Here is a 21,768-nt window from a genome sequence, read left to right on the forward strand (position 1 = left end):
CATGCACAAGCTTGAGCGTCTGTTGCGCCCAAAATCCATCGCGGTGTTCGGCGGGGCCCAGGCCGCCGCCGTCGTCGCCCAATCGATCAAGATGGGCTTTGTCGGCGAAATCTGGCCGGTGCATCCGAACAAGGACGAGGTCGCCGGCCGCAAGGCCTATCGCTCGGTCGCCGAATTGCCCGGGGCGCCCGACGCCGCCTTTGTCGGCGTAAACCGGCATCTCACCATCGAGGTGATCAAGGCGCTGGCCAAGCGTGGCGCCGGCGGCGCCGTCTGTTTTGCCGCGGGCTTTCTTGAGACCGAGGCCTATGACGATGACGGCGAGCGGCTGCAGGCCGAACTGGTGGCTGCCGCGGGCCAGATGCCGATCATCGGGCCGAACTGCTACGGCCTGATCAACTATGCCGATGGCGCGCTGCTATGGCCCGACCAGCATGGCGGCATCAGGCTGCCCGAAGGCGCCAAGGGCGTCGCTATCATCACCCAGTCCTCCAACATCGCCATCAACATGACGATGCAGAAGCGCGGCCTGCCGATCGCCTTCCTGATGACCGCCGGCAACCAGGCGCAGACCGGCCTCTCCGAAATGGCGCTCGGCCTGATCGAGGACGAGCGCGTCACCTCGCTCGGCCTGCACATCGAAGCCTTCGATTCGGTAGCCGGCTTCGAGAAGCTGGCGGCGCGGGCGCGCGAACTGAAGAAGCCGATCATCGCCATGAAGGTCGGTCGCTCCGAACAGGCGCGGCAGGCGACGGTCTCGCACACGGCATCGCTGGCTGGCTCGGACGCTGCCTCGGGCGCTTTCCTGCGGCGGCTCGGCATTGCCCGCGTCGATTCCATCCCCGCCTTCATCGAGGCGCTGAAGCTGCTGCATGTCACCGGGCCGCTGCCCGGCTATCGTCTGTCGTCGATGAGCTGCTCCGGCGGCGAAGCCTCTGTCATGGCCGACAGCGCCGAAGGCCGCTGGGTCAATTTCCCGGAGCTCACCAGGAAGCACCGCGCCCATGTCAAATCGACGCTCGGGCCGCTGGTCGCGGTCGCCAACCCGTTGGACTATCACACCTTCATCTGGAACAACGAGCCGGCGATGACCGCAACCTTCACCGCCATGGTGTCGGGTGGCTTCGACCTCAACATGCTGGTGCTCGACTTTCCACGCCCCGACCGCTGCTCGGTCACCGACTGGTGGGCGACGCTGCGCGCCTTCGAATCGGCGCTGAAGACCAACAAGGCGCATGGTGCGATCGTCTCCTCGCTGCCGGAGAACCTGCCGGAGGAATACACCGCCGAACTGATGGCGCGCGGCATGGTGCCGTTGTTCGGCATCTCCGAGGCCATGGATGCCGCAGGTGCGGCAGCCTTCATCGGCTGGGCCTGGGCCGAGCCGCAGGCGCAGTCTATCGACACGTCGGCTGCAGGTGCGGCCGGAGGTGACCATGTCACCCCTGACGAGGCCGAAGCCAAGGCGCGGTTGATCAAGGCCGGCTTGCCTGTGCCGAAGGCAGAACGTGCCGCCAATGCTGTCGAGGCCGTCATCTCATCGATGGCGCTCGGCTTCCCGGTGGCGCTGAAGGCGCTCGGAGTCACCCACAAATCGGAAGTCGGCGCGGTCAGGCTGAACCTCAAGGACGCCGAATCCGTGAGCACGGCGGCGCATGATCTGCTGCCGCTCGGCACCGGCCTCTATGTCGAGCGCATGGTGCGCGACGGCGTTGCCGAACTGATCGTCGGCTTCACCCGCGACCCGATGTTCGGCGCCGTCATGACGCTGGGCACCGGAGGCGTGCTGGTCGAGCTGTTGCGCGACAGCGTCACGCTGATGCTGCCGGCGACGCGCGACGACATCGAGGCGGCCCTGCGTGGCCTTAAACTGTTTCCGCTGCTGGACGGCTATCGTGGCCGGCCCAAGGCCGATGTCGGGGCTGCCATCGACGCCATCGCGGGCATTGCCGGCTTCGTGCAGACGAATGCCGGAGAGATCGAGGAACTCGACATCAACCCGCTGATCGTCTGCGCCGAGGGCAAGGGCGCCTGGATCGCCGACGCGCTGCTGGTGCTGGGAGAGAAGAAGAATGTCTGACGTCATTTCCACCCGCCGCGAGGGCACCATCCTCGAGGTCACGCTCGACCGGCCCAAGGCCAACGCCATCGACCTCAAGACCTCGCGGCTGATGGGCGAGACCTTCAAGGCGTTCCGCGACGATCCCGGATTGCGCGTCGCCATCGTCAAGACCGCCGGCGACAAGTTCTTCTGCGCCGGCTGGGATTTGAAGGCAGCCGCAGGTGGCGACGCGGTCGACGGCGACTATGGCGTCGGCGGTTTTGCCGGCCTGCAGGAGCTGCGCGACATGAACAAGCCGATCATTGCCTGCGTCAACGGCATGGCGGTGGGCGGCGGCTTCGAGCTGGCGCTGTCCTGCGACCTCATTTTCGCCTCCGACCATTCCTCCTTCGCCCTGCCCGAAATCCGCGCCGGCACGCTGGCTGATGCCGCGACGATCAAGCTGCCCAAGCGCATTCCCTACCATGTCGCCATGGACCTTCTGCTCACCGGCCGCTGGATGGATGTGGCGGAAGCGTATCGCTGGGGGCTGGTCAACGAAGTGCTGCCCAAGGACAAGCTCGAGGAGCGCGTCTGGGAGATCGCCCGGCTGCTCGCCGGCGGTCCGCCACTGGTGTTTGCCGCGATCAAGGAGACGGCGCGGGTGGCCGAGGCGCTGACCTTCCAGGACGCGATGAACCGCGTGACGCGCCGGCAATTGGCGACGGTCGATGCGCTTTATGGCTCGGAGGACAATATGGAAGGGTTCCGGGCTTTTGCGGAAAAGCGCGACCCGATGTGGAAGGGGAAGTAGCCTCTTTACCCTCCCCTCGATGGGGAGGGTCGGACCGAAGGTCCGGGGTGGGGTGATGCGCCACCACCCCCCACCCGCCGCTTCGCGGCGACCTCCCCCATCAAGGGGGAGGTAAAGGAGCTGCATGACCGACTACAAAACCCTCATCGACGCCGAGACCTGGGCCTTCATCGAGAAGACCAACTCCTACTATCCTCCCGACACGATCGACTACACCATCGCCCAACAGCGTGCGATCTATGACAGGATGTGCCGCGAGTTTTTTGCCGGCTATCCCGATGGCGTGACGGCGGAAACGACAATCATTGCCGCCCACGACATCCCGATCCGCATCTATCGCTCTGCCTCACCCAACCGGGACGCGATGGTGCTTTACATCCATGGCGGCGGCTTCATCCTCGGTGGGCTGGACAGCCATGACGATGTCTGCGCCGAGCTGTGCGCCCGGACCGGCTTCGAAGTGGTCTCCATCGGCTACCGGCTGGCGCCAGAGCATCTGCACCCTGCCGCCTTCGACGATGCGCTGCATGCCTTCGAATGGGCGGCCTCGAACTACGACTGCCCTATTTTGCTCTGCGGCGACAGCGCCGGCGGCAATCTCTGCGCGGCTGTCGCCCACGCAACGCGCAGCCATGCCAAAAAGCCGATCGGCCAGGTGCTGATCTATCCCGGCCTCGGCGGCGACCGTTCGCAAGGCTCCTATTTGACGCATGCGGAAGCGCCGATGCTGACGGTGCGCGATCTCGACTTCTACAGGGATATCCGCACCGGCGGCGTCGATGGGACCGGCGACATCACTTTGTATCCAATGGCCGACGCAGATTTTACCGGCCTGCCACCGACAGTGCTGATCACCGCTGAGTGTGACCCACTGTCGTCGGACGGCGAGGCCTATCGCGACCGCGTCCTCGCTGCCGGCGGCCATGCCACCTGGTTCGAGGAGCCGGGACTGGTGCACGGCTATCTCCGGGCCAGGCACACGGTTGGCCGGGCCCGCGCCAGCTTCAACCGTATCGTCGAGGCGGTGTCGGTGCTGTGCAGAGGCGACTGGATCTGGTGAACGGCTCAGCCGCGGACAAAGGCGATCAGCGTCTCGGCCATGCGCTCGGGGCGCACCTTGGTGGTGCCGGGCTCGAACTCGACCATGCGGTTGTAGAGAGCGGTGACCGAGGCGTCGCGGGATCCGGAGGCGAGTGCGGGATCGAACGTATCGGGGCTAACCTCGGTGCAGTAGACCAAGGTCTTGGCTACGGATTGATGGACCGGCAACGCACATGGAAAAAGCGCCGCCAGCAAGAGAACGAAGTGCCTGCGTGTCATGATCCCCCCAGGGTTGGGAAGACGCTAGCAGAAGCCGGCACTGACGGTAAGTAAGCCGGCCGGTCTTTCGCGCGCCAAGACTGTTTTCCACCTTGAGTTGACACAAGGAATTAGCCGCGCCTCTGTGAAATGGCGGACAGACCCGGCCGCCGTTTTGCATGAACCTTTCCGCTTCAGCCTGCGACTGACGACCAGGCGCCGCATGGTGCGGGCCGGAAAGGATGCCCCCATGACCAGGACCCCAGAGGCTCCACGGTCTCCGGGACCAACGCAAGCTCAGCGAGACCACCGCCTTCGGGATGGAGTCGATGCGCTGGGCTTTCGGCTGATTCCGTTGACCCTGCGCAGGAGCAGGCGTATCGTGAAGATGAGGAAAGCAGACAATTCGATCAGGGACGAACGTGCCGGAACGCCTCGCCTTGCCCTGTTTCGCGCGGCCGGACCGGATGTTCCTCCCGAAAACTTCGGGGGGAGTTTTATGTCCTGCGATCGCGGCGCGTCCATGTCGTCTCCAAGCGGCGGTTTGCGCCGTTCGCTCCATCTGGCCGGCGGTTTGCTTGCCCTGGCGCTGAGCGCCGCGCTCTGGTTGGGCACAGCCGCCCAAGCGCAGGAAACCCAGATCATCTATCCCGGCTCGATGGCGGTCACTGGATTTTCCGGCACCGTCATTCCCAATTTCGACTCTGCCGATTCCGAAAGGGGGGGGCTGCCGCCCGGCGTCGACCCGGTCGACGAAACCTTCATCGACACGACGCGCGCCACCTTGCGCGTCTTCGACGTTTCGGCGCTCGGCGGACCGGCTTCCGGCCAGCTCGTCTACACGCCGCCGCCTTTCGAGGTGACGGCCGAACAGATCGGCCAGGTATTCGCCATCACCTATGATGACGGTGTGCGCGACGGCGTTCCCTCGGGCGTCCCCAACCTCTATGCCGGCGCTACCTCGCTGCACGGCATCCGTATCGTCACCCCGGACGAAGATGCCGACGGTCGGCCCGAGCGACAGCGCCGCGGAACCGCAGGCGCCGTCTTCATGGACGGCCAGTTCGGCACCGAAAGCGGTGGCGGTCCGGGCACGATCTGGAAGATCGACGGCATCACCGGCGCGGTCTCCAAATTCGCCGACATTGACACCAACGGCGGTTCCGGCATCGGCGACATCAGCTTCGACAGCAATCACCGCGAGTTCTTCGCCAGCGATCTCGACACCGGCCTCATCCACCGCCTCGATGCCAACGGCACGCTGATCGACACATTCGATCACGGCGTTGCCGGGCGGCCGGCGCATGGGCTGGCTCCCGTCGCCGATGACGGTGCGGTGATGGACATACAGGGTGCTGCCTTCGACTCGGAAGACCCCGACACATGGGGCTACACGCAGGACGAACGCCGCGTCTGGTCCGTCGCCTATCATGGCGGCCGGCTCTATTATTCGGTCGGCGAAAAGGCCGAGATCTGGTCGGTTGGCATTGCCCGCGATGGCAGCTTTGCCGGTGATCCGCGCTGGGAGCTGACGGTCAAGGCCGACAAGGACTACGCCGTCACCGACATCGCCTTCGACAACCAGGGCTTCATGTATCTGGCGCAGCGCGGCCCGGTCGAGAATCGCTACGATTACAGCCAGTTCGCCGATTCCGGCAAGGGCGAGGTCATCCGCTACTGGCGCGAAAACCCGGACGATCCGGCGACGGAATCGGTCTGGGTGGAAGAGCCGCAGGAATATGCAGTCGGCTTCCCGCAAGGCAACCGGCAGTCGGCCGGTGGGCTCGACCTGCAATATGGCTATGACGCCGACGGCAATCTCGACACCGGCGTGTGCACCGACACGCTGGTCAACACCGGCGACAAGCTGCGCGACAACCCGACACTTGCCGACCAGCTCGCCGCCGGCGGGCCGCTTGCCGTGCACGGCGTGCAGATCACGCCGACGCCGTTGGTCAAGCCGGCCAACGTGCCGCCTTTCGGCTCGTGGTTCGTCGACTTCGACGGCTATTTCGAAGACCCAGAAGTGGAAGGCCATGTCGGCGACGTCGAGGTCTGGCACCCCTGCGAAGGCCGGGCCGGCTATTATGAAGAGATCCCCGGCGGTTATCTGCCGCCGTTCTATCCGCCGGACTTCCCACCGCCCGGCGATCTGCCTCCGTGCATCGATGTCGAGGATGTTCAGTTCTACTGCACGCCTCGCGGCCTCCAGGCCGACCTCTATCTCCATGACCATGCCGGCTTTGGCGGCGATTCGATCAAGGTCCAGCCTTCCAGTGAGACAAAGTCCAGGACACCAGGCGTCGGGGTGACATCACCCCAGTCGCATGCTCCCGGCAAGCCTTACACGGTCGACATCACCGGCCATTCTCCGGGCGACAGAGTCGATGTTGGACTTTGCTTCTACAGGCAGTCCGACAAGGACAAGGGTGGCTACTACCCTTGCTGCAAGATGACTTTGCCGCTCAGAACCCCAGCCGTCAGCTGCGAACGTTGAGGAGGGGAAGATGAAAAATCTCGCACTTTCCCCGACCGCGAACAGCAGTCAATCCACCGGCAAGCAGCCAACCGTCATGGAGACCATCATGAAACCCCCGTCATATGCCAGGCGCGGCGCGCGCTGGCTGATGGCGGCCGGTATCGCGGTCGCCATGTTCACCCCTGTGGCAAGCCACGCCGAAGATGCAGTCCCGATCACTCCGGAACTGCGGCTCGACCTCGACAATTCAAAAATCGTCAATCCGAGGCCGGAACGGATCGTGCCGTTCTTCACCAAAACAGGCACACAGAGGAGCTGCGACTACGTCGTCTACTCCCTGAGCTTTGGCCTGCGCGGCGACTCGCAAGGCTTTGCCGACCCAAGCTTTTCGGCCAGGCTGAAGAAACTCCAACTCGACTTCAAGGATCAGCTTCCGCACGGTCTTGCGATCGTCAACGTCAACGTGTCCGGCGACGGCACGGATGCGTCTGGCGGACCGCTGCCGGGTGCGACAATCAGCACCTCGGCTAATCCGAACGATACGGCAACGGTTTCCGATTTCCGGATTTCCACCACCGATCTCGACGGCGCTGGGGCTGGCAATGAACGCGTCATCAATTTCAAGATCACCGCCAAGATCGACCATGCGGCGTTTCCTTCGCCGACCATCGTCGACAACCAGGGCATGATCAAGGTGACGCCGGGCGTCGGCACGGGGGCCATCATCCCGTCGCAGGATCCGGGCAAGCCCGACGACGGCGACTACAAGACCGGGGCCAAGACCTCGATCAAGATCGACCTCACCAACTGTGACAAGCGGCCTCCGCCTCCCGACCGGGAATGTTTCAAGGTGGAGCGCGGCACGGTCGATTGCGTGCAAGGCGGCGGCGCGTTCATCTACCACATGCCTGTCGGCCCGGAGATGGGCGGAAAATGGGTGCAGGTATCGACGACGACCCCAGGCATCACCATCATCCCCGACACGCAATTGGTGCCGGCGGGCGGCGGTGTGCTGAACTGGAAGATCGTCGGTGCATCGCCCGGCGACGTCATCCACCTCATCGTCACCGGCATCGAGACCTATGCCGGCCCGAAGGAGGGTTGGGGACTATGCTGCACGCAGACCATCGACATCGTCGTCCCGCGTGACTTGAGATGTCCCCCCAAGGACAAGGAACCGGACCTCAAGGTCGAGAAACGCGCCGACGTGACGCGTTGCACAATGGGGGGCGGCTGCGACTTCACCATCAAGGTCACCAATGTCGGCGACGGGCCGTATCACGGCAAGATCGTGCTCGACGAGGTGACGCTGCCGGCCGGCTCGACTCTGGATTCAGGGCCCAATCCGCCCTGGGTATGCATGCCCGGCGTGACCCCGATGACGTGCACCTATCCGGTGACCACGCTCAATCCGGGGGCCTCCATCAACCTCAAGCTCGGCTTCAAGCCGGCGGGTGGTTGGCAAGGCAGCGCGCTGCGCAACTGCGCCACCTATAATTACGGCGCCAGCGGCAAGCCGCTGTTCGGCAGCCAGCAGAACGATCGCGGCTGTGCCTCGATCCCGATCTGCCGGCGTGGCGACCGCGACCGCGATTGCCGGCCCCCGGTCGACAAGAAGGTCGACCTGATCCTGAAGAAGCGTGCCCGCATCCCGGTCTGCACACCCGACGGCATCTGCTACTTCGTGATCGACATCATCAACAATGGCAGCGTCCCCTATAATGGGCCGCTGACGGTTATCGACAATTACCCGGGCGGCGCGCCGGCCTCTTCGACCTTCGGCCCGTCTCCGCCCTGGACATGCGGACCGAACGGTCCCGGCCAGTTCCGCTGCGACAATGCAGGCATCGTGCTGATGCCGGGCGCCTCGACGCCGATCGTCGTCAGGGCGGTCATGCCGGCCGGCTACCAGTCGGATTCGGTCGAGAACTGCGCGGCGCTGAAGCCCGTCCCCGGTGAGGTCGACCTCACCAACAACAAGGCCTGCGCCAAGGAACGCTTCCGTCATCCCAATGGCGGCAAGCCGACCCTACGCATCACCAAGGTCTGCAATGGCTCGCTCGCCGGTGCGGCGGTGGTTTCCTGCCGCATCACCGTCATCAGCCTTGGCACCTCTGCCCCCACCGGTCCGGTGCGGGTCAACGATGCTGCCACGCTGATATCGGGTGGCGCGCCGGTCCAGATCCAGACCGTCACACCCGACGGTGCGGAATGGGCCTGCGGAGCGGTTCCGGCCAATGCGCTGTCATGCCAGATACCCGGCGCCGCGATGACGCCCGGAACCTCCAGGCACTTCGACGTGACGGTCTTGGCCAATGGCGCGTTCGAGAACTGCGCACGCGGCTCATACGGCCCGGCCCCTGGAGACGACGTCGTCTACCCGATCGGCCAGGCCTGCGCCAAGGGCGGCGGCACGTCCACCATCAGCGTCAAGAAGACCGGCGATGCCGAGTGCCAGCCGGGGCAACCCTGCTCGTTCGAGATCACCATCACCAATGATGGCCAGACCGCCTTCTCCGGTCCGGTCCGCATCGGCGATGCGATCGGGGTGGACGGGCTGGGGCGGCTGCAAGGCGTCGCGATCACCTCGATCGAACCGCCCTTCGGCTGCTCGCCCGAACCGACGACCTTGCCGTTGACCTGCATTGCCAACCTGACGCTCGGCGCCGGGGAAAGCCATGTGCACAAGGTCACCGTGGTCCTTCCCGACGCTCCCTTGGTCAATCTGCGGGGCAACGTCAGCGGCCAGAACTGCGTCGGCGTCTTGTCTCCCGACACCAGGGTGCAAGGCGGCGGCGACGTACTGCCCGGCGACCTGACCAACGTCCAGGGCGATCGCGGCAAGGCCTATGCCTGCCATCCGTTCACCATCAAGCGCGAGGTGAAGAAGGAATGCTCGCCAGGCTTCGTCATGAACGATGCCGGCCGGTGCGTGTGTCCGGAAGGCACGACGTTCCGCAACGGCCAGTGCTCGCCCGACGGCGGCGTCATCATCCAGCCGAAGGATCCGAGGCCCTGTGTGCTGCTCAAGGGCCAGATCCGCACCGAGGATGGACGCTGTGTCTGCCCGCGCGGAACCGAGCTTGAGAACGGCGCTTGCGTCAAGACCGACAAGCCTGGCTGCACCATCCCCGGTTCGGTCCCGACGTCGGACGGCAATGGCTGCTACTGCCCGGAAGGTACGCATCTCGACCGACAGGCAAATGCCTGCGTGCGCGACAAGCAGAAGCCCGAGCAGTGCGGCATACGCGGCCAGGTTCATGACGCCGATGGCGATTGTGTCTGCCCGCGTGGGACAGAGGTGCGCAATGGAGCCTGCCGGCCGATCCGGCCAAAGCCTGAACAATGCTCGATCCGTGGTCAGATCCAAAACGCCAATGGCGATTGCGTCTGCCCGGACGGCACAGAAGTCAGGGGCAAGGTCTGCCGGCCGATCCGGCCGAAGCCCGAGCAGTGCTCGATCCGCGGCCAGGTCCACGACGCCAACGGCAATTGTGTCTGCCCGCGGGGTACCGAGGTGCAAGGCAATGCCTGCCGGCAGAAGAAGCCTGTGCTGGAACAGTGCGACATACGCGGCCAGGTGCACAACAAGCGCGGCGAGTGTGTTTGCCCGCGCGGCACCCAGGTGATCGACGGCGCATGCCGCAAGCCGAGGCCGCAGGTGGGAGACTGCGCCCCGGGCTCGCAGATGGTCGGCGGCCAGTGCGTGCCGATCATCAGGCGGCGCTGCCCCGAAGGCACCGTTGGTCGGTTCCCGAACTGCAGAGCCATCCGGCAGCAGCCGTCGCTCGACCCGACCCTGTTGCTCAATCCAGGTGTCCTTCAGCAGTTCATACCGAAGCGCACGCCGCAGACGCAGGTACAGCCGCAAAGGGATCCGGCGGCCAACTTCAAGCCATAGGATCTGACACGAGTCAAAATTCAGAACCCCGCCGGAGCGATTCGGCGGGTTTTTTTCGTCAGCGCGATCGGGGTCCGCCGCATCTCGTCGTTGAAATGCCGGTGCAATCTTCCTCGGACGCCAGCAAGCCGCTGTCGCCCGACGGTCCCTCGATAAAGCCGTCCAGCGACGTCAGCATGGAAGAGACGGTCTTTCCCTCTGAGCTCTCCTTTCTGTTTTCGCCAATTGGGCCATAACCGGAAGCGAGGCCGAGCAGGTAAGGCATCAGCCGGGCCGCTCCTAGCACAACAAATACCGACTTTCCCTTTTCGGGATCATGGTCTAGGCAGACGTTTGGATCGCGCCCGCAAACAGGGCGCCCAAAGGGGCCGCATCATGAGCAGGAAGACCCTGATCGCGCCATCGGTGCTGGCGTCGGATTTCTCGAAGCTCGGCGACGAGGTCGAGGCGGTGGCGGCGGCCGGCGCCGACTGGATCCATCTCGACGTGATGGACGGGCATTTCGTGCCCAACATCACCTTCGGCCCGCCGGTGATCAAGGCCATCCGCAACCGCACCAAGGCCTTCTTCGACTGCCATCTGATGATTGCGCCGGCCGATCCTTATCTGGCCGCCTTTGCCGATGCCGGCTGCGACGGCATGACCGTGCATGCCGAGGCCGGACCGCATCTCGACCGCTCGCTTCAGACCATCAAGGGTCTCGGCAAGAAGGCCGGCGTATCGCTTAATCCGGCGACGCCGGAAAGTGCGATCGAATATGTGCTCGACCGGCTTGACCTGATCCTGATCATGACCGTCAATCCGGGTTTCGGCGGGCAGGCCTTCATCCCGGCCATGGTCGACAAGGTCAAGCGGGTGAAAGCGCTGATCGGAAACCGGCCGATTCGCATCGAGATCGACGGCGGCGTGTCGCCGGAAACCGCCCCTCTGGTCACATCAGCCGGCGCCGATGTGCTGGTGGCGGGCGCCGCCATCTTCAAGGGCGGCAGCGTCGAAGCCTACCGGGCCAATATAGAAGCCATCCGAACCGCGGCCGACCGGGCTGCCGGCTGACATCAGTTCCAGGGCAAGTTCCCGGCTGGTCGGTTCTCCTCGGCCTGATCTCCCTGCCTGATCCTTCGATCTCCCAAAAAGCCGTCAACGGGTGGCAGCCGCAAGGGCATCGCGGCAAGCGACAGGATCGCGGCATCCGGCACTAGTTTTGGCCCATAAATCTAGTGGATAACTGCCGAGGGATCTGCATGCGGGGAGAGGTCAATCCGGCGGCATGACGCGCGTTAAGAAAAAATTATCCGTATTCGGGATCTCGAAGCTGTTTCTCGAGGGCGCCTGCCATGCTGGGAGACAAACTTTCTTCAGAAGAACAAGTTTTTCACGATTTTAGTTACTTCCGGCGGATAAGATGCGGTCAACCTTCCTCTTTAGGTCGAATATCGTGATCTTTCGCTTGAGGGGCGGATGCCTTAGGAGTTACAGTAAATTTACAGGGGAAATCGTTTGCTTCGCGAACGGCCTAGCGGAGCATGGGAGAGCTACAGGAGTCATATTGACCTACGGATCTGCCGATGTGAGCGAAGGCGCGGGACCCAAGAGCACACTCGCTAGTACGGTCTATCAACAGCTTCGCGACGATCTCCTGCGCGGCGTGTTTGAAAGTGAAAGCAAGCTTCGTGTCGAATGGGTGGTTTCCCGTTACGGCGCCGGCGCCTCACCGGTTCGCGAGGCCCTCAACCGACTTGCTTCGGAAGGCCTGCTCGGCCGCCACGACCAGCGCGGTTTCTTCATCATGCCGGTCAGTGCCCCGGAACTCGAGGAATTGACGCGCACCCGCTGCTGGCTGGAAGAGCGGGCGCTGCGTGAATCCATTGCCAACCGCACCGGCGAATGGGAAGAGCAGCTCGTGCTGGCCTTGCATCGCCTGGCGCGTGCCCCGCGCCGCTTGCCGGAGAATCCGTCCTCGAACAATCCGGAATGGGAAAAGCTGCACCGCGCCTTCCATCGGGCACTGATCGCAGGCTGCCGCTCGCATTGGCTGACCGGCTTTTGCGACCAGCTTTCGGATCAGGCCTCCCGCTACCGGCTGATCTCCCAGGACGGCAGCGAGCGCGACGAAATCAGTGAACATCGGCTGATTGCGGAGCGCACGGTGGATGGCGATGCCGACGGCGCCGTTGAAGCCCTCCTCAACCACTACCGTCTGACGGCAGCCATGTGCATGGAGCGCTTCAACGACAGCGGCGATCCACGCGTGAGCGCCACCAAGGCGCTGCGCAGCCGCAGATAGAAGCGCTTCCGGTCCGCTATCCAAAATCCGCCAGCTATCCAAGTCCGCTTGCGTTCATCTGATCGGCGGCAAACCCGATTTCACGTTTTTGCCGGACGGAGGCGAAATCGTTTCCTTTGTTCCAAGGCCATCCGGCTCTGAATCAAAGGGATAGAGCATGACGTCCTCCGAAAACCGCTTCACACTTTTCGGCATCATCTCAAGGGAATGCGCATGACCAATCACCTGTTCGACGCGTTCCGCAGCCGGATTTCAGCCTCCGAGCGCATCCTGATGGCGACCGATGACGGACGCGCGATCGCCTATGGCGACATGTTGGCGCAATCGACACAGCTGGCACATGCGCTGAGGCATTTCGGCGTCGAGCCGGGCGACCGCGTTGCCGTGCAGGTCGAAAAAAGCCCCGAATGCATTTTCCTTTACCTCGCCTGCCTGCGCGCCGGCGCGGTCTTCCTGCCGCTCAACACCGCCTACACGCTGGCCGAACTCGGCTATTTCTTTGGTGATGCCGAGCCGCGGCTGGTCGTCTGCGGCCCGGCCCGCGCCGGCGCTATCGCGCCGTTGGCGCAGGCGTCGGGTGCTGCCACCGTCACGCTTGGCAGCAATGGTGAGGGCTCGCTGACCGAACTGGCGGCACAACAGCCCACGGATTTCGACGCCGTGGCGCGCGGGCCGGACGATCTGGCCGCAATCCTTTACACATCCGGCACCACCGGACGCTCCAAGGGCGCCATGCTCAGCCATGAAAACCTGGCCTCCAATGCGCGCGTGCTGGTCGAGCAATGGCGTTTCACCGGGGATGACGTGCTGATCCATGCGCTGCCGATCTTCCACACGCACGGCTTGTTCGTCGCCACCAACGTCACCCTGATGGCCGGCGCCTCGATGCTGTTCGAGCGGAAATTCGACGCCGGCCGCATCGTCTCGCTCTTGCCCCGCGCGACAGTGCTGATGGGCGTGCCGACCTTCTATACCAGGCTCTTGCAGCAGGACGGGCTGGATGCCCAGGCGGCGAAGAACATCCGCCTGTTCGTTTCCGGCTCGGCGCCGCTGCTCGCCGAAACGCACAAGGCTTGGCGCGAGCGCACCGGCCACGCCATTCTCGAGCGCTACGGTATGACCGAGACCAACATGAACACGTCGAACCCCTATGAGGGCGAGCGTCGCGCCGGCACGGTCGGCTTCCCGCTGCCCGGCGTTTCGCTGCGCATCGCCGACCCTGACAGCGGCGATGCGCCTGGCCAGGGTGAAGTCGGCATGATCGAGGTCAAAGGTCCGAATGTCTTTTCCGGCTATTGGCGCATGCCGGAAAAAACCAAGGCGGAGTTTCGCAAGGACGGCTTCTTCATCACCGGCGACCTCGGCATCATCGACGCGGACGGCTACGTCCACATCGTCGGCCGCGGCAAGGATCTCATTATCTCCGGCGGCTACAACATCTATCCCAAGGAGATCGAGAGCGAGATCGACGCGGTTGCCGGCGTCTTGGAAAGTGCCGTCATCGGAATTGCCCATCCCGATTTCGGCGAAGGCGTCACCGCTGTCGTGGTGCGTGCGCCGGCATCGCAGATCACCGGGGCCGAGATCGTTGGCGCCATTGCCGACCAGCTGGCCAAATACAAGCATCCGAAGCAGGTGATCTTCGTCGACGAGCTCCCGCGCAACACGATGGGCAAGGTGCAGAAGAACCTGCTGCGCGAGACCTACAAGGGTCTCTACGGCTAATCCATAGCCGGCTAATGTCTTTGCCCAAGCGCTTCGCCTGGACATCTCTGTTCGCGGTTCGGCAGTGGCGCCTTTTACCTGCGCGGCTTTTTCACCCGAGTGCTGGAACCCCACAAAGCGCGGTTCAGCAGGCTGCGTTTGCGCTTGCGCGGGATGAGGTCGACGTCGCTGACGAGCTTGGCGCCGCCCTCCCGCCGCTCCAGGGTGATCTTGCGGCTATGGAAGGCTTCGAGCTCCGCACGATGCGCCACGCTGATGATGGTGACGTCAGGCAGTTCGCGGATCACCGTCAACATCATCGTGTCCTGGCTCTTCTCGTCGAGCGCCGAAGTCGCTTCATCCAGCACCACGATATCGGGGCGATGCAGCAGCAGGCGCGCGAAGGCGAGGCGTTGCTTTTCGCCGCCCGACAGCGTCTGGTCCCATGGCGCCTCTTCCTTGATCCTGCCGGTGAGATAGCCAAGCCCCACCTTGTCGAGGGCAGCCTTGATTTGCTTGATGGTCCACTTGTCCGCCGCCGCGGGATAGGCGACCGCGCGGCGAAGCGTTCCGGAAGGGATGTAGGGGCGTTGCGGCAGCATGAACAGGCGCCTGTCGGTGTGGAAATTGACGCTGCCGCCGCCCCATGGCCACAGGCCCGCGACGGCCCGCACCAGCGTCGACTTGCCTGAACCGGATTCGCCTGAAACCAGCACCCGCTCGCCCGGCTCGATCACGACCTCGGTTTCCTTGACCACGGAGGTGCCGTCGTCGAGTGTCACGGAAAGATTGTCGAGGCTGAGGATGGCGCCGTCTTCCGCTTCGCCCCGGTTGATGCGTCCGAGCGCATCGCTCTGCTCGGCGCGCTCGAGCCCGTCGAGCGACATCATCAGCGAGGCAATGCGCCGCGCGGAGGCGTTCCAGTCGGCGAGGCGCGGATAGTTGTCGACCAGCCAGCCGAACGCGCCTTGCACGATGCCAAAGGCAGACGCCGCCTGCATCACCTCGCCAAGCGTCATCGAGCCTTCGAGGAATTTTGGCGCGCACAAAAGGATCGGCACGACCGGCGCAAACAGGCTCGATCCCTGCGACACCGCCGCCGTGCGCATGTGCTGTCCGGTCAGCAGCGCCCATTGCCTCAGCACATGGCCGAAATTCCTGTCGATGCCGCTGCGCTCCTCGTCCTCGCCTCCCAGCAAGGCGATGCTTTCGCCGTTTTCGCGCACGCGCGTCAGCGTGTAGCGCAGTTCGGCCTCCGCCTGGTTCTTCCGCTCGGAGAGCTGGACGAAGTCGCGGCCGATGACCACCATCGAGGTCGAGGTGATGGCGGCATAGATGATCGCGGTGATGACCAGAAAGCCGGGAATGGTGATGCTCTCACCGCCGACCGGCAGGGTGAGCGCGCCACCGATGGTCCACAGCACGACGATAAAGGTCGAGGCCGACAAGAACGCGTTGAGGACGCCGGCGGTGAAATCGACCGGCGACTCGGTGGCGATGCGCAGATCCTCGGTCATGCGGGCCTCGGGGTTCTGGTGGTCGCCGCCCACGAGGTTCAGCTGGTAGTAGCGGCCGTTTGCCAGCCAGCGCGCGACGACCCCGGTGGTCAGCCAGGAACGCCAGCGGCGCTGGATCGTCATGCGCAGGTAGACCTGCGCGACGACAAGGCTGCCGCTGCAGATCACCAGCGGCACGAATACGGCGCTGAGGAGATAGACCGTGCGGGCGTTGCGCTGCTCGAGGGCATCGAACATCGAGCGGTTCCAGACATTGATGCCATACTGGAAACCGATGTTGATGCAGATCAGCAGCAGCACTCCGATCGTCAAAGGCCAGGCGAGCTTGTCGCCATGCCTCCCCCAATAGCCGCGCCCGCTGATCCAGAAACGCCGCAGCAGATATTTCTTGCGCGCCTGCTCGGCCTGCTCAGGCGTCAGCTTGGGATCGGGTTCGACGGCATCCGGCGGCGGCGCAGCCTCGCCAACGGGCTCGGACGTGGCTTCGGCGGCCGATGCTTTTTTCTCGCGCGGCGTGTCCTCGCGCGGTCCATCTCCGCGCGTTTGCCGTGACGGCTTTTCCCGACGCGACTTCGTGGCATCGCGCGCTCCGACACCATCGGCCGGTTTCGATTTGGGTTTTGCCTCGGACATATGCCCCGACAACGACCTCCATATCAAAAGGTTTCATGGTATGCGCCTGCCCGACGTTTCAGGAACGCCCGTCATTGCGGATATAAAAGCCCAACGACATGTTCTGCGATGGCGAGGCTGGCGGTAAGGCCAGGGCTCTCGATGCCGAACAGATTGACGATCTGACCGCCCCCGTGGTCAGCCGGTCCCTGGATGACGAAGTCGGCGGCCGGCTGGCCCGGACCGGACAGTTTCGGCCTGACGCCGGCATAGGCCGGTTGCAGGGCGCCGTCCGCCAGGCCGGACCAGTAGCGCCTGATTTCGTCGTAGAAGGCAGCGCCTCGTGCGGGATCGACGGTATAGTCGACGCGATCGATCCATTCGACATCCGGGCCAAAGCGCGCGCTCCCCGACATGTCGAGGGTCAGATGCACGCCGAGGCCGCCATGGACCGGCACCGGATAGATCAGCCGCGAAAAGGGCGAGCGGCCGGAAAGCGCGAAATAATTGCCGCGCGCCAGCCACAGCGGCGGAACACGGTCTTGCGGGAGGCCTTCGATGCGGCCGGCGAGCGCCTGCGCGTCGAGGCCGGCGGCGTTGATGAAGGCGCCGGTCTTCAAGGTGAAACCCTCGCCATCGGCGTCGCGCGTGTCGATCCGGATGCCGTCGGCTTCGATGCTCGCGCCTGAGACAACGGTGAGCAAGGCGAAAGATGCGCCGGCCGCTTCCGCGTCTCCACGCAATGACAGCATCAGCGCCTGGCTGTCGACGATGCCGGTTGACGGCGACAGCAGCGCGCCGGCGCAGCTCAGCGCCGGTTCCAGGCTTTCGGCCTCTGCGCGCGTCAAAAGCTTGAGGTCACCGACTCCGCATTGCGCCGCGTTGATCTGGATCGCCTGCAGTTTGTCCAACTGGTCGGGTTCGACGGCAACGATCAGTTTGCCGGTGCGATGATGGGCGACGTCGTGCTCGCGGCAATAGGCATAGAGACGCTCGCGGCCGTTGACGCAGAGACGGGCCTTCAGGCTGCCCGGCGTATAATGAAGCCCGGCATGGATGACTTCGGAATTGCGCGAACTGGTGCCGGTGCCGATGGCTGCGGCCTTCTCGACCACCAGCACCTCGCGGCTCGACAGCGCCAGCGCGCGGGCAATGGCGAGGCCGACAACACCGGCTCCGGCGACAACGCAGTCGACATCATGCATAAGTGGACTTTAGCGCGGACTGTCCGCGCCTGCAAAAACCTTGTCGCCGCCGATCCAGACGCCGTTGACGTCGAGGTTGTCCGACAGAGCGACAATATCGGCAGCCGTGCCACTGGCGAAGCGGCCGAGCCGGTGGGCCTGGCCGACCGCCTGCGCCGGATAGAGCGAGGCCATGCGCAACGCTTCCGACAGGTCCAGCCCGACGATCCTGTGCATGTAGCGGACGGCCGAGATCATATCGAGATCGGCGCCGGCCAGCGTGCCGTCGGCCAGCCGCAGACTGCCATCCTTGCGATAGATGATGCGGCCGTTGAGGGTGAACGACGTCATGTCGGTGCCGATCGTCGCCATGGCGTCGGTGACCAGCACGATCCTGCCCGGCCCCTGCTTGGCGCGCAGCGCGATTGCCATGGTGGCGGGATCGACATGGATGCCGTCGGCAATGATCCCGGCCGACAGACTGCCTATGTCGATGGCCGCACCCGCCAGCCCCGGCTCACGGTTGCCGATCTGGCTCATGGCGTTGAACAGATGTGTGACCACGCTGGCGCCCGCGTCGGCAAAGGCTCTGGCCATGGCATAGCCGGTATCGGAATGGCCGAGGCTGACGACGATGCCGGCCTTGGCCAAAGCCGCAACACGGGCGGGCTCGACGGATTCGGGCGCGATCGTCGTCAGCAGCACCGGCAGGTTTTTGCGTGCCGCGACCAGCGCCGCTTCATCCGCATCCGTCATCGGCCGGATCAGCGCCGGTTCATGCGCGCCCTTGCGGGCGACGGAGAGATGCGGTCCCTCGAGATGCAGGCCGAGAAACCCCGGCAGTTTTTGCCGTGCCGCCTCGGTGCCGGCGGCAATGGCCGCGGCGGTGATGTCAGGCGTATCTGTGATTAGCGTCGGCAGCAGTGCGGTCGTGCCGAACGGCGCATGCGCCCGGCAGATTGTTGCCAGCGAGGCGACATCGGGATGGTCGTTGAGCATGACGCCGCCGCCGCCATTGACCTGCAGGTCGACAAAACCCGGCACCAGCATGCCGCCCCCGGCGTCGATGCGGGCAACGCCCGACGGAATGGCGCCGACGGGATGAATGCCTTCGACCACATCGCCGTGCACGACAAGGGCGGCGTTGTCATGCCAGTCGTCGCCATCGAAAATTCGGGCGCCAGTCAGGGCAAAACGGTCGCTCATACGGTTTCCGTCACCTTGCGCAGATTGCGCGGTACGTCCGGATCGAGGCCGCGATGGCGGGCGAAGGCTTCGACGAAGCCGTAGAAGGAGACGATCAGCGTCAGCGGGTCGGTCAAGGGATGACCGGTGGCGACATGCGGCAGCCGCGCCGCGCTCTTGGCTTTGTCCGAGGTTACAAAAACTGCTGCACCCTTGCCGGCAAGGTTGTCGGCAGCCTCTGCCACGGACGGCTCGGAGGCATCGCGGGCGGCGAGCGCCAGCACCGGGAAGCCTGGCCCGACCAGCGCCAGCGGGCCGTGCATCACTTCGGCGGCGCTATAGGCCTCGGCATGCATGCCGCAGGTCTCCTTGAATTTCAGCGCCGCCTCGTCGGCCATCGCCGCCGACGGGCCACGTCCCAGGATGAACAGCGATTGCGGCGTCTCCAACGCGCCGGCCAGCGCCATCCAGTCGCAGGCGATCGCCTTGCTGAAATGCTCGGGCAGGCGGGCAAGGGCGGCCAGCAGTCTGTCGTCGCCGGTGCAATGCGCCATCAGCGCCAGGCCGGCGACCGCCGAATTGACGAATGTCTTGGTCGCCGCGACGCTGCGCTCGGGGCCGGCCAGAATGTCGATGGCAAAATCCGAAGCCCGCGCCAGCGGCGAATCGGCGGTGTTGGTGATGGCGACGGTGAGCGCACCGCCGGCCCGCGCCGTCTCGGCCATGGCGACGATGTCAGGGCTCTTGCCGGATTGCGAGATGGCGAGGCAAGCCGAACCGGCGAGCTTGAGCTTGGCGCCGTAAATCGAGGCGACCGATGGACCGACCGATGCCACGGCCAGGCCGGCGGTCAGTTCGACGGCATATTTCATGAAGGTGGCGGCATGGTCGGACGAACCGCGCGCGACAGTAACGACGAAGCTCGGATCGCGCTCGCGAATGCCGCGTCCGGCCTCGGTCAGCACCGCCGCCGAGCCATCGAGCAGGCGCGCGACGGCTTGCGGAATTTCGTCGATCTCGCGCCGCATATGGGTGGTCTTGGGGATCATGGTCGGCCCTCTTCGCTCGGCCCTGTCAGGCGCAATTCGGCGACGAAATCATAGGCATCGCCGCGGTAGATGGAGCGGGTGAACTCGATCACCTTGCCGCTCGCGAGATAGGAAATGCGTTCGATGTGCAGGCCGGCAATGCCGGATGGCACTTCGAGCAGACGCGCATCGGCGTCGCCGAGATTGGCGGCGGAAATGCGCTGCACCGCCCGCACCGGCCGGTTGCCGGTCAGTTGCAGCGCCGCATAGAGTGACGAGCCTATCCCGGCCGGATCCGGCAGCACGCTGGCCGACAACGAGGCGCGTTCGATGGCCAGCGGCGTGTCGTTTGCGATGCGCAGGCGCGCCACGCGCGCCACCAACTCGTTCGAGGACAGGCCGAGCACCATCATCTCGTCGGGCGAGGGCGGGTAGAGGTCGCGGTCGAGCCAGGCTGAACGCACCGCCATGCCGCGCCTTGCCATGTCCTCGGTGAATGAAGTGAGCCTGGACAGCGACTGCTCGACGCGCTCCATGCGCGGCGCGACGAAGGTGCCGGAGCCGTGGCGCTGCACGAGGATGCCGCCCTTGACCAGATCCTGCACCGCCTTGCGCACGGTGACGCGCGAAATGTCGGCCTTGGTGGCGATGTCGCGCTCGGAAGGCAGCGCATCGCCCGGCCCGATCAGGCCGCGATTGACGGCGTCCTCGATGCTTTTCCTGAGCTGCAGGTAGAGCGGGGCGCCGCTCTGCGACGACTGCCTCAGCGTGGCGAAGATCTGGTCGGCGGCATCGCTCATCGCGTCGCCTCCGCTTTGACGAAGATGCGGGCCGCCATCTGCACGGCGCCGCCCAGCGCATCGTCGAGCGGCGCTTTCAGCAGCGCCTGGTAGCGCTGGGAAAGGCGCGGCCCATAGAGCGGCGCCAGCCCGCCGAGCAGGCAGAGCGGGGCGTCATCAGAGAGGTCGAGCGCGTGGAGCGACGCCTCGACTTCGGCAACCGACTTGTCCACGATCCAGTTGGCGACGCTGTCGCCCTTCTCGGCATGCTCGAAAACCTTGGGCGCGAAGCCGCCGAAATCGCCGGGCTTGGCATTGGTGGTGAACTCGACCACGTCTTCGGGATTGTTGCGGAAAATGGCCATCATGCTGTCGGTCAGGGCTGAGCGCGGCCGGACGCCGTCATGGGCGAGCAGCGTCTGCTCCAGCAGGTCGCGGCCGATCCGGGCGCCGCTGCCTTGATCACCGACCTGAAAGCCCCAGCCGCCGATGGCGCGCGACGTGCCGCCCTTGCGCGCCATATAGGCGGTGCCGGTGCCGAGGATGGCCATGGCGCCGTCACCAGAGCCGACTGCCCCTTCGAGCGCGATCTCGGCGTCCGTCTCGACGCGGCTGATGCTGAACGGCAGGATTGCTTCAAGCTGCTGGCGGTAGGTGCCGACATTGGCGCCGGCAAGGCCGAGAATGGCTGGTGTCTGCGGGATCAGGTCCGGATCTTGCCCGGCGGCGATGAAGGCCTGACGAGCAGCCTCGACGATGTGGGTGCGAGCGCCGGTGAGATCGGTGCGGATGTTGGCGGCGCCGCTTTTGGCACGGCCAACGACAACGCCATCGCCTGTCGCAAGGGCTGCCCTGCAGCTGGTGCCGCCGCCGTCGATACCGAGCACGAATTTCACGCGATGTCTCCTCCGGGCGGATAATACCAATAAAATACCAATAGC

General features: G+C 64.8%; 15 protein-coding genes. 8 read left to right on the plus strand and 7 right to left on the minus strand.

Going from position 1 to position 21,768, the window contains the following annotated elements; translation table 11 throughout:
• Position 1 precedes the first annotated feature (1 nt).
• The 3 genes from ACYG9Z_RS16785 (at position 2) to ACYG9Z_RS16795 (ending at position 3,915) form a co-directional block, all read left to right on the plus strand.
• Positions 2-2,080: an acetate--CoA ligase family protein gene (locus ACYG9Z_RS16785; RefSeq protein WP_023752428.1), complete on the plus strand. Its 2,079-nt coding sequence runs from the start codon at positions 2-4 to the stop codon at positions 2,078-2,080.
• Positions 2,073-2,855: a carnitinyl-CoA dehydratase gene (locus tag ACYG9Z_RS16790; protein WP_023752427.1), complete on the plus strand. Its 783-nt coding sequence runs from the start codon at positions 2,073-2,075 to the stop codon at positions 2,853-2,855. Before ACYG9Z_RS16785 ends, ACYG9Z_RS16790 begins: the two co-directional genes overlap by 8 nt.
• Before the next feature lie 124 nt (positions 2,856-2,979).
• Positions 2,980-3,915 (plus strand): alpha/beta hydrolase, encoded by a 936-nt coding sequence (locus ACYG9Z_RS16795; protein WP_023752426.1) that lies wholly within the window; start codon positions 2,980-2,982, stop codon positions 3,913-3,915.
• A 5-nt stretch (positions 3,916-3,920) separates the two neighbouring features.
• Here the strand turns inward: ACYG9Z_RS16795 and ACYG9Z_RS16800 are convergent, their stop codons facing one another.
• On the minus strand, positions 3,921-4,175 hold the full coding sequence (locus ACYG9Z_RS16800; RefSeq protein ID WP_023752425.1) for a hypothetical protein: 255 nt from the start codon (positions 4,173-4,175) through the stop codon (positions 3,921-3,923).
• A 202-nt stretch (positions 4,176-4,377) separates the two neighbouring features.
• Here ACYG9Z_RS16800 and ACYG9Z_RS16805 point away from each other — a divergent pair, with 202 nt between their 5' ends.
• From ACYG9Z_RS16805 to ACYG9Z_RS16825, 5 genes are all read left to right on the plus strand, one after another.
• Entirely contained in the window at positions 4,378-6,651 is a 2,274-nt protein-coding gene (locus ACYG9Z_RS16805) for a hypothetical protein (RefSeq protein ID WP_031244155.1), read from the plus strand.
• 10 nt (positions 6,652-6,661) lie between these two features.
• Complete coding sequence (locus tag ACYG9Z_RS16810; RefSeq protein ID WP_023752423.1) at positions 6,662-10,534, plus strand: DUF7929 domain-containing protein; 3,873 nt, start codon at positions 6,662-6,664, stop codon at positions 10,532-10,534.
• A gap of 375 nt (positions 10,535-10,909) precedes the next feature.
• Positions 10,910-11,587, plus strand: coding sequence for a ribulose-phosphate 3-epimerase (rpe, locus tag ACYG9Z_RS16815; RefSeq protein WP_023684266.1), 678 nt, complete (start codon positions 10,910-10,912; stop codon positions 11,585-11,587).
• A 493-nt stretch (positions 11,588-12,080) separates the two neighbouring features.
• Positions 12,081-12,818: a GntR family transcriptional regulator gene (locus ACYG9Z_RS16820; protein ID WP_023752422.1), complete on the plus strand. Its 738-nt coding sequence runs from the start codon at positions 12,081-12,083 to the stop codon at positions 12,816-12,818.
• A 213-nt stretch (positions 12,819-13,031) separates the two neighbouring features.
• On the plus strand, positions 13,032-14,543 hold the full coding sequence (locus tag ACYG9Z_RS16825; protein ID WP_031244154.1) for a malonate--CoA ligase: 1,512 nt from the start codon (positions 13,032-13,034) through the stop codon (positions 14,541-14,543).
• 74 nt (positions 14,544-14,617) lie between these two features.
• Here ACYG9Z_RS16825 and ACYG9Z_RS16830 read toward each other — a convergent pair whose 3' ends face one another.
• The 6 genes from ACYG9Z_RS16830 to ACYG9Z_RS16855 all read right to left on the minus strand — a co-directional run bounded on the left by ACYG9Z_RS16830 (position 14,618) and on the right by ACYG9Z_RS16855 (position 21,723).
• Complete coding sequence (locus ACYG9Z_RS16830) at positions 14,618-16,672, minus strand: ABC transporter ATP-binding protein/permease (RefSeq protein ID WP_023752420.1); 2,055 nt, start codon at positions 16,670-16,672, stop codon at positions 14,618-14,620.
• Positions 16,673-16,743: 71 nt separating this feature from the next.
• The gene (locus tag ACYG9Z_RS16835) at positions 16,744-17,856 is read right to left on the minus strand and encodes an NAD(P)/FAD-dependent oxidoreductase (RefSeq protein ID WP_352447207.1); all 1,113 of its coding nucleotides are present in this window, start codon (positions 17,854-17,856) and stop codon (positions 16,744-16,746) included.
• Positions 17,857-17,865: 9 nt separating this feature from the next.
• Entirely contained in the window at positions 17,866-19,041 is a 1,176-nt protein-coding gene (gene nagA, locus ACYG9Z_RS16840; protein WP_023752418.1) for an N-acetylglucosamine-6-phosphate deacetylase, read from the minus strand.
• Positions 19,038-20,069 (minus strand): SIS domain-containing protein, encoded by a 1,032-nt coding sequence (locus tag ACYG9Z_RS16845; protein WP_023703601.1) that lies wholly within the window; start codon positions 20,067-20,069, stop codon positions 19,038-19,040. Before ACYG9Z_RS16845 ends, nagA begins: the two co-directional genes overlap by 4 nt.
• Complete coding sequence (locus tag ACYG9Z_RS16850) at positions 20,066-20,848, minus strand: GntR family transcriptional regulator (RefSeq protein ID WP_023668847.1); 783 nt, start codon at positions 20,846-20,848, stop codon at positions 20,066-20,068. The genes ACYG9Z_RS16845 and ACYG9Z_RS16850 overlap by 4 nt, the downstream gene beginning before the upstream one ends.
• Positions 20,845-21,723 (minus strand): glucosamine kinase nucleotide-binding domain-containing protein, encoded by an 879-nt coding sequence (locus ACYG9Z_RS16855; protein WP_023752417.1) that lies wholly within the window; start codon positions 21,721-21,723, stop codon positions 20,845-20,847. Before ACYG9Z_RS16855 ends, ACYG9Z_RS16850 begins: the two co-directional genes overlap by 4 nt.
• Positions 21,724-21,768: the final 45 nt, after the last annotated feature.

This window comes from Mesorhizobium sp. RSR380A (assembly GCF_054719385.1).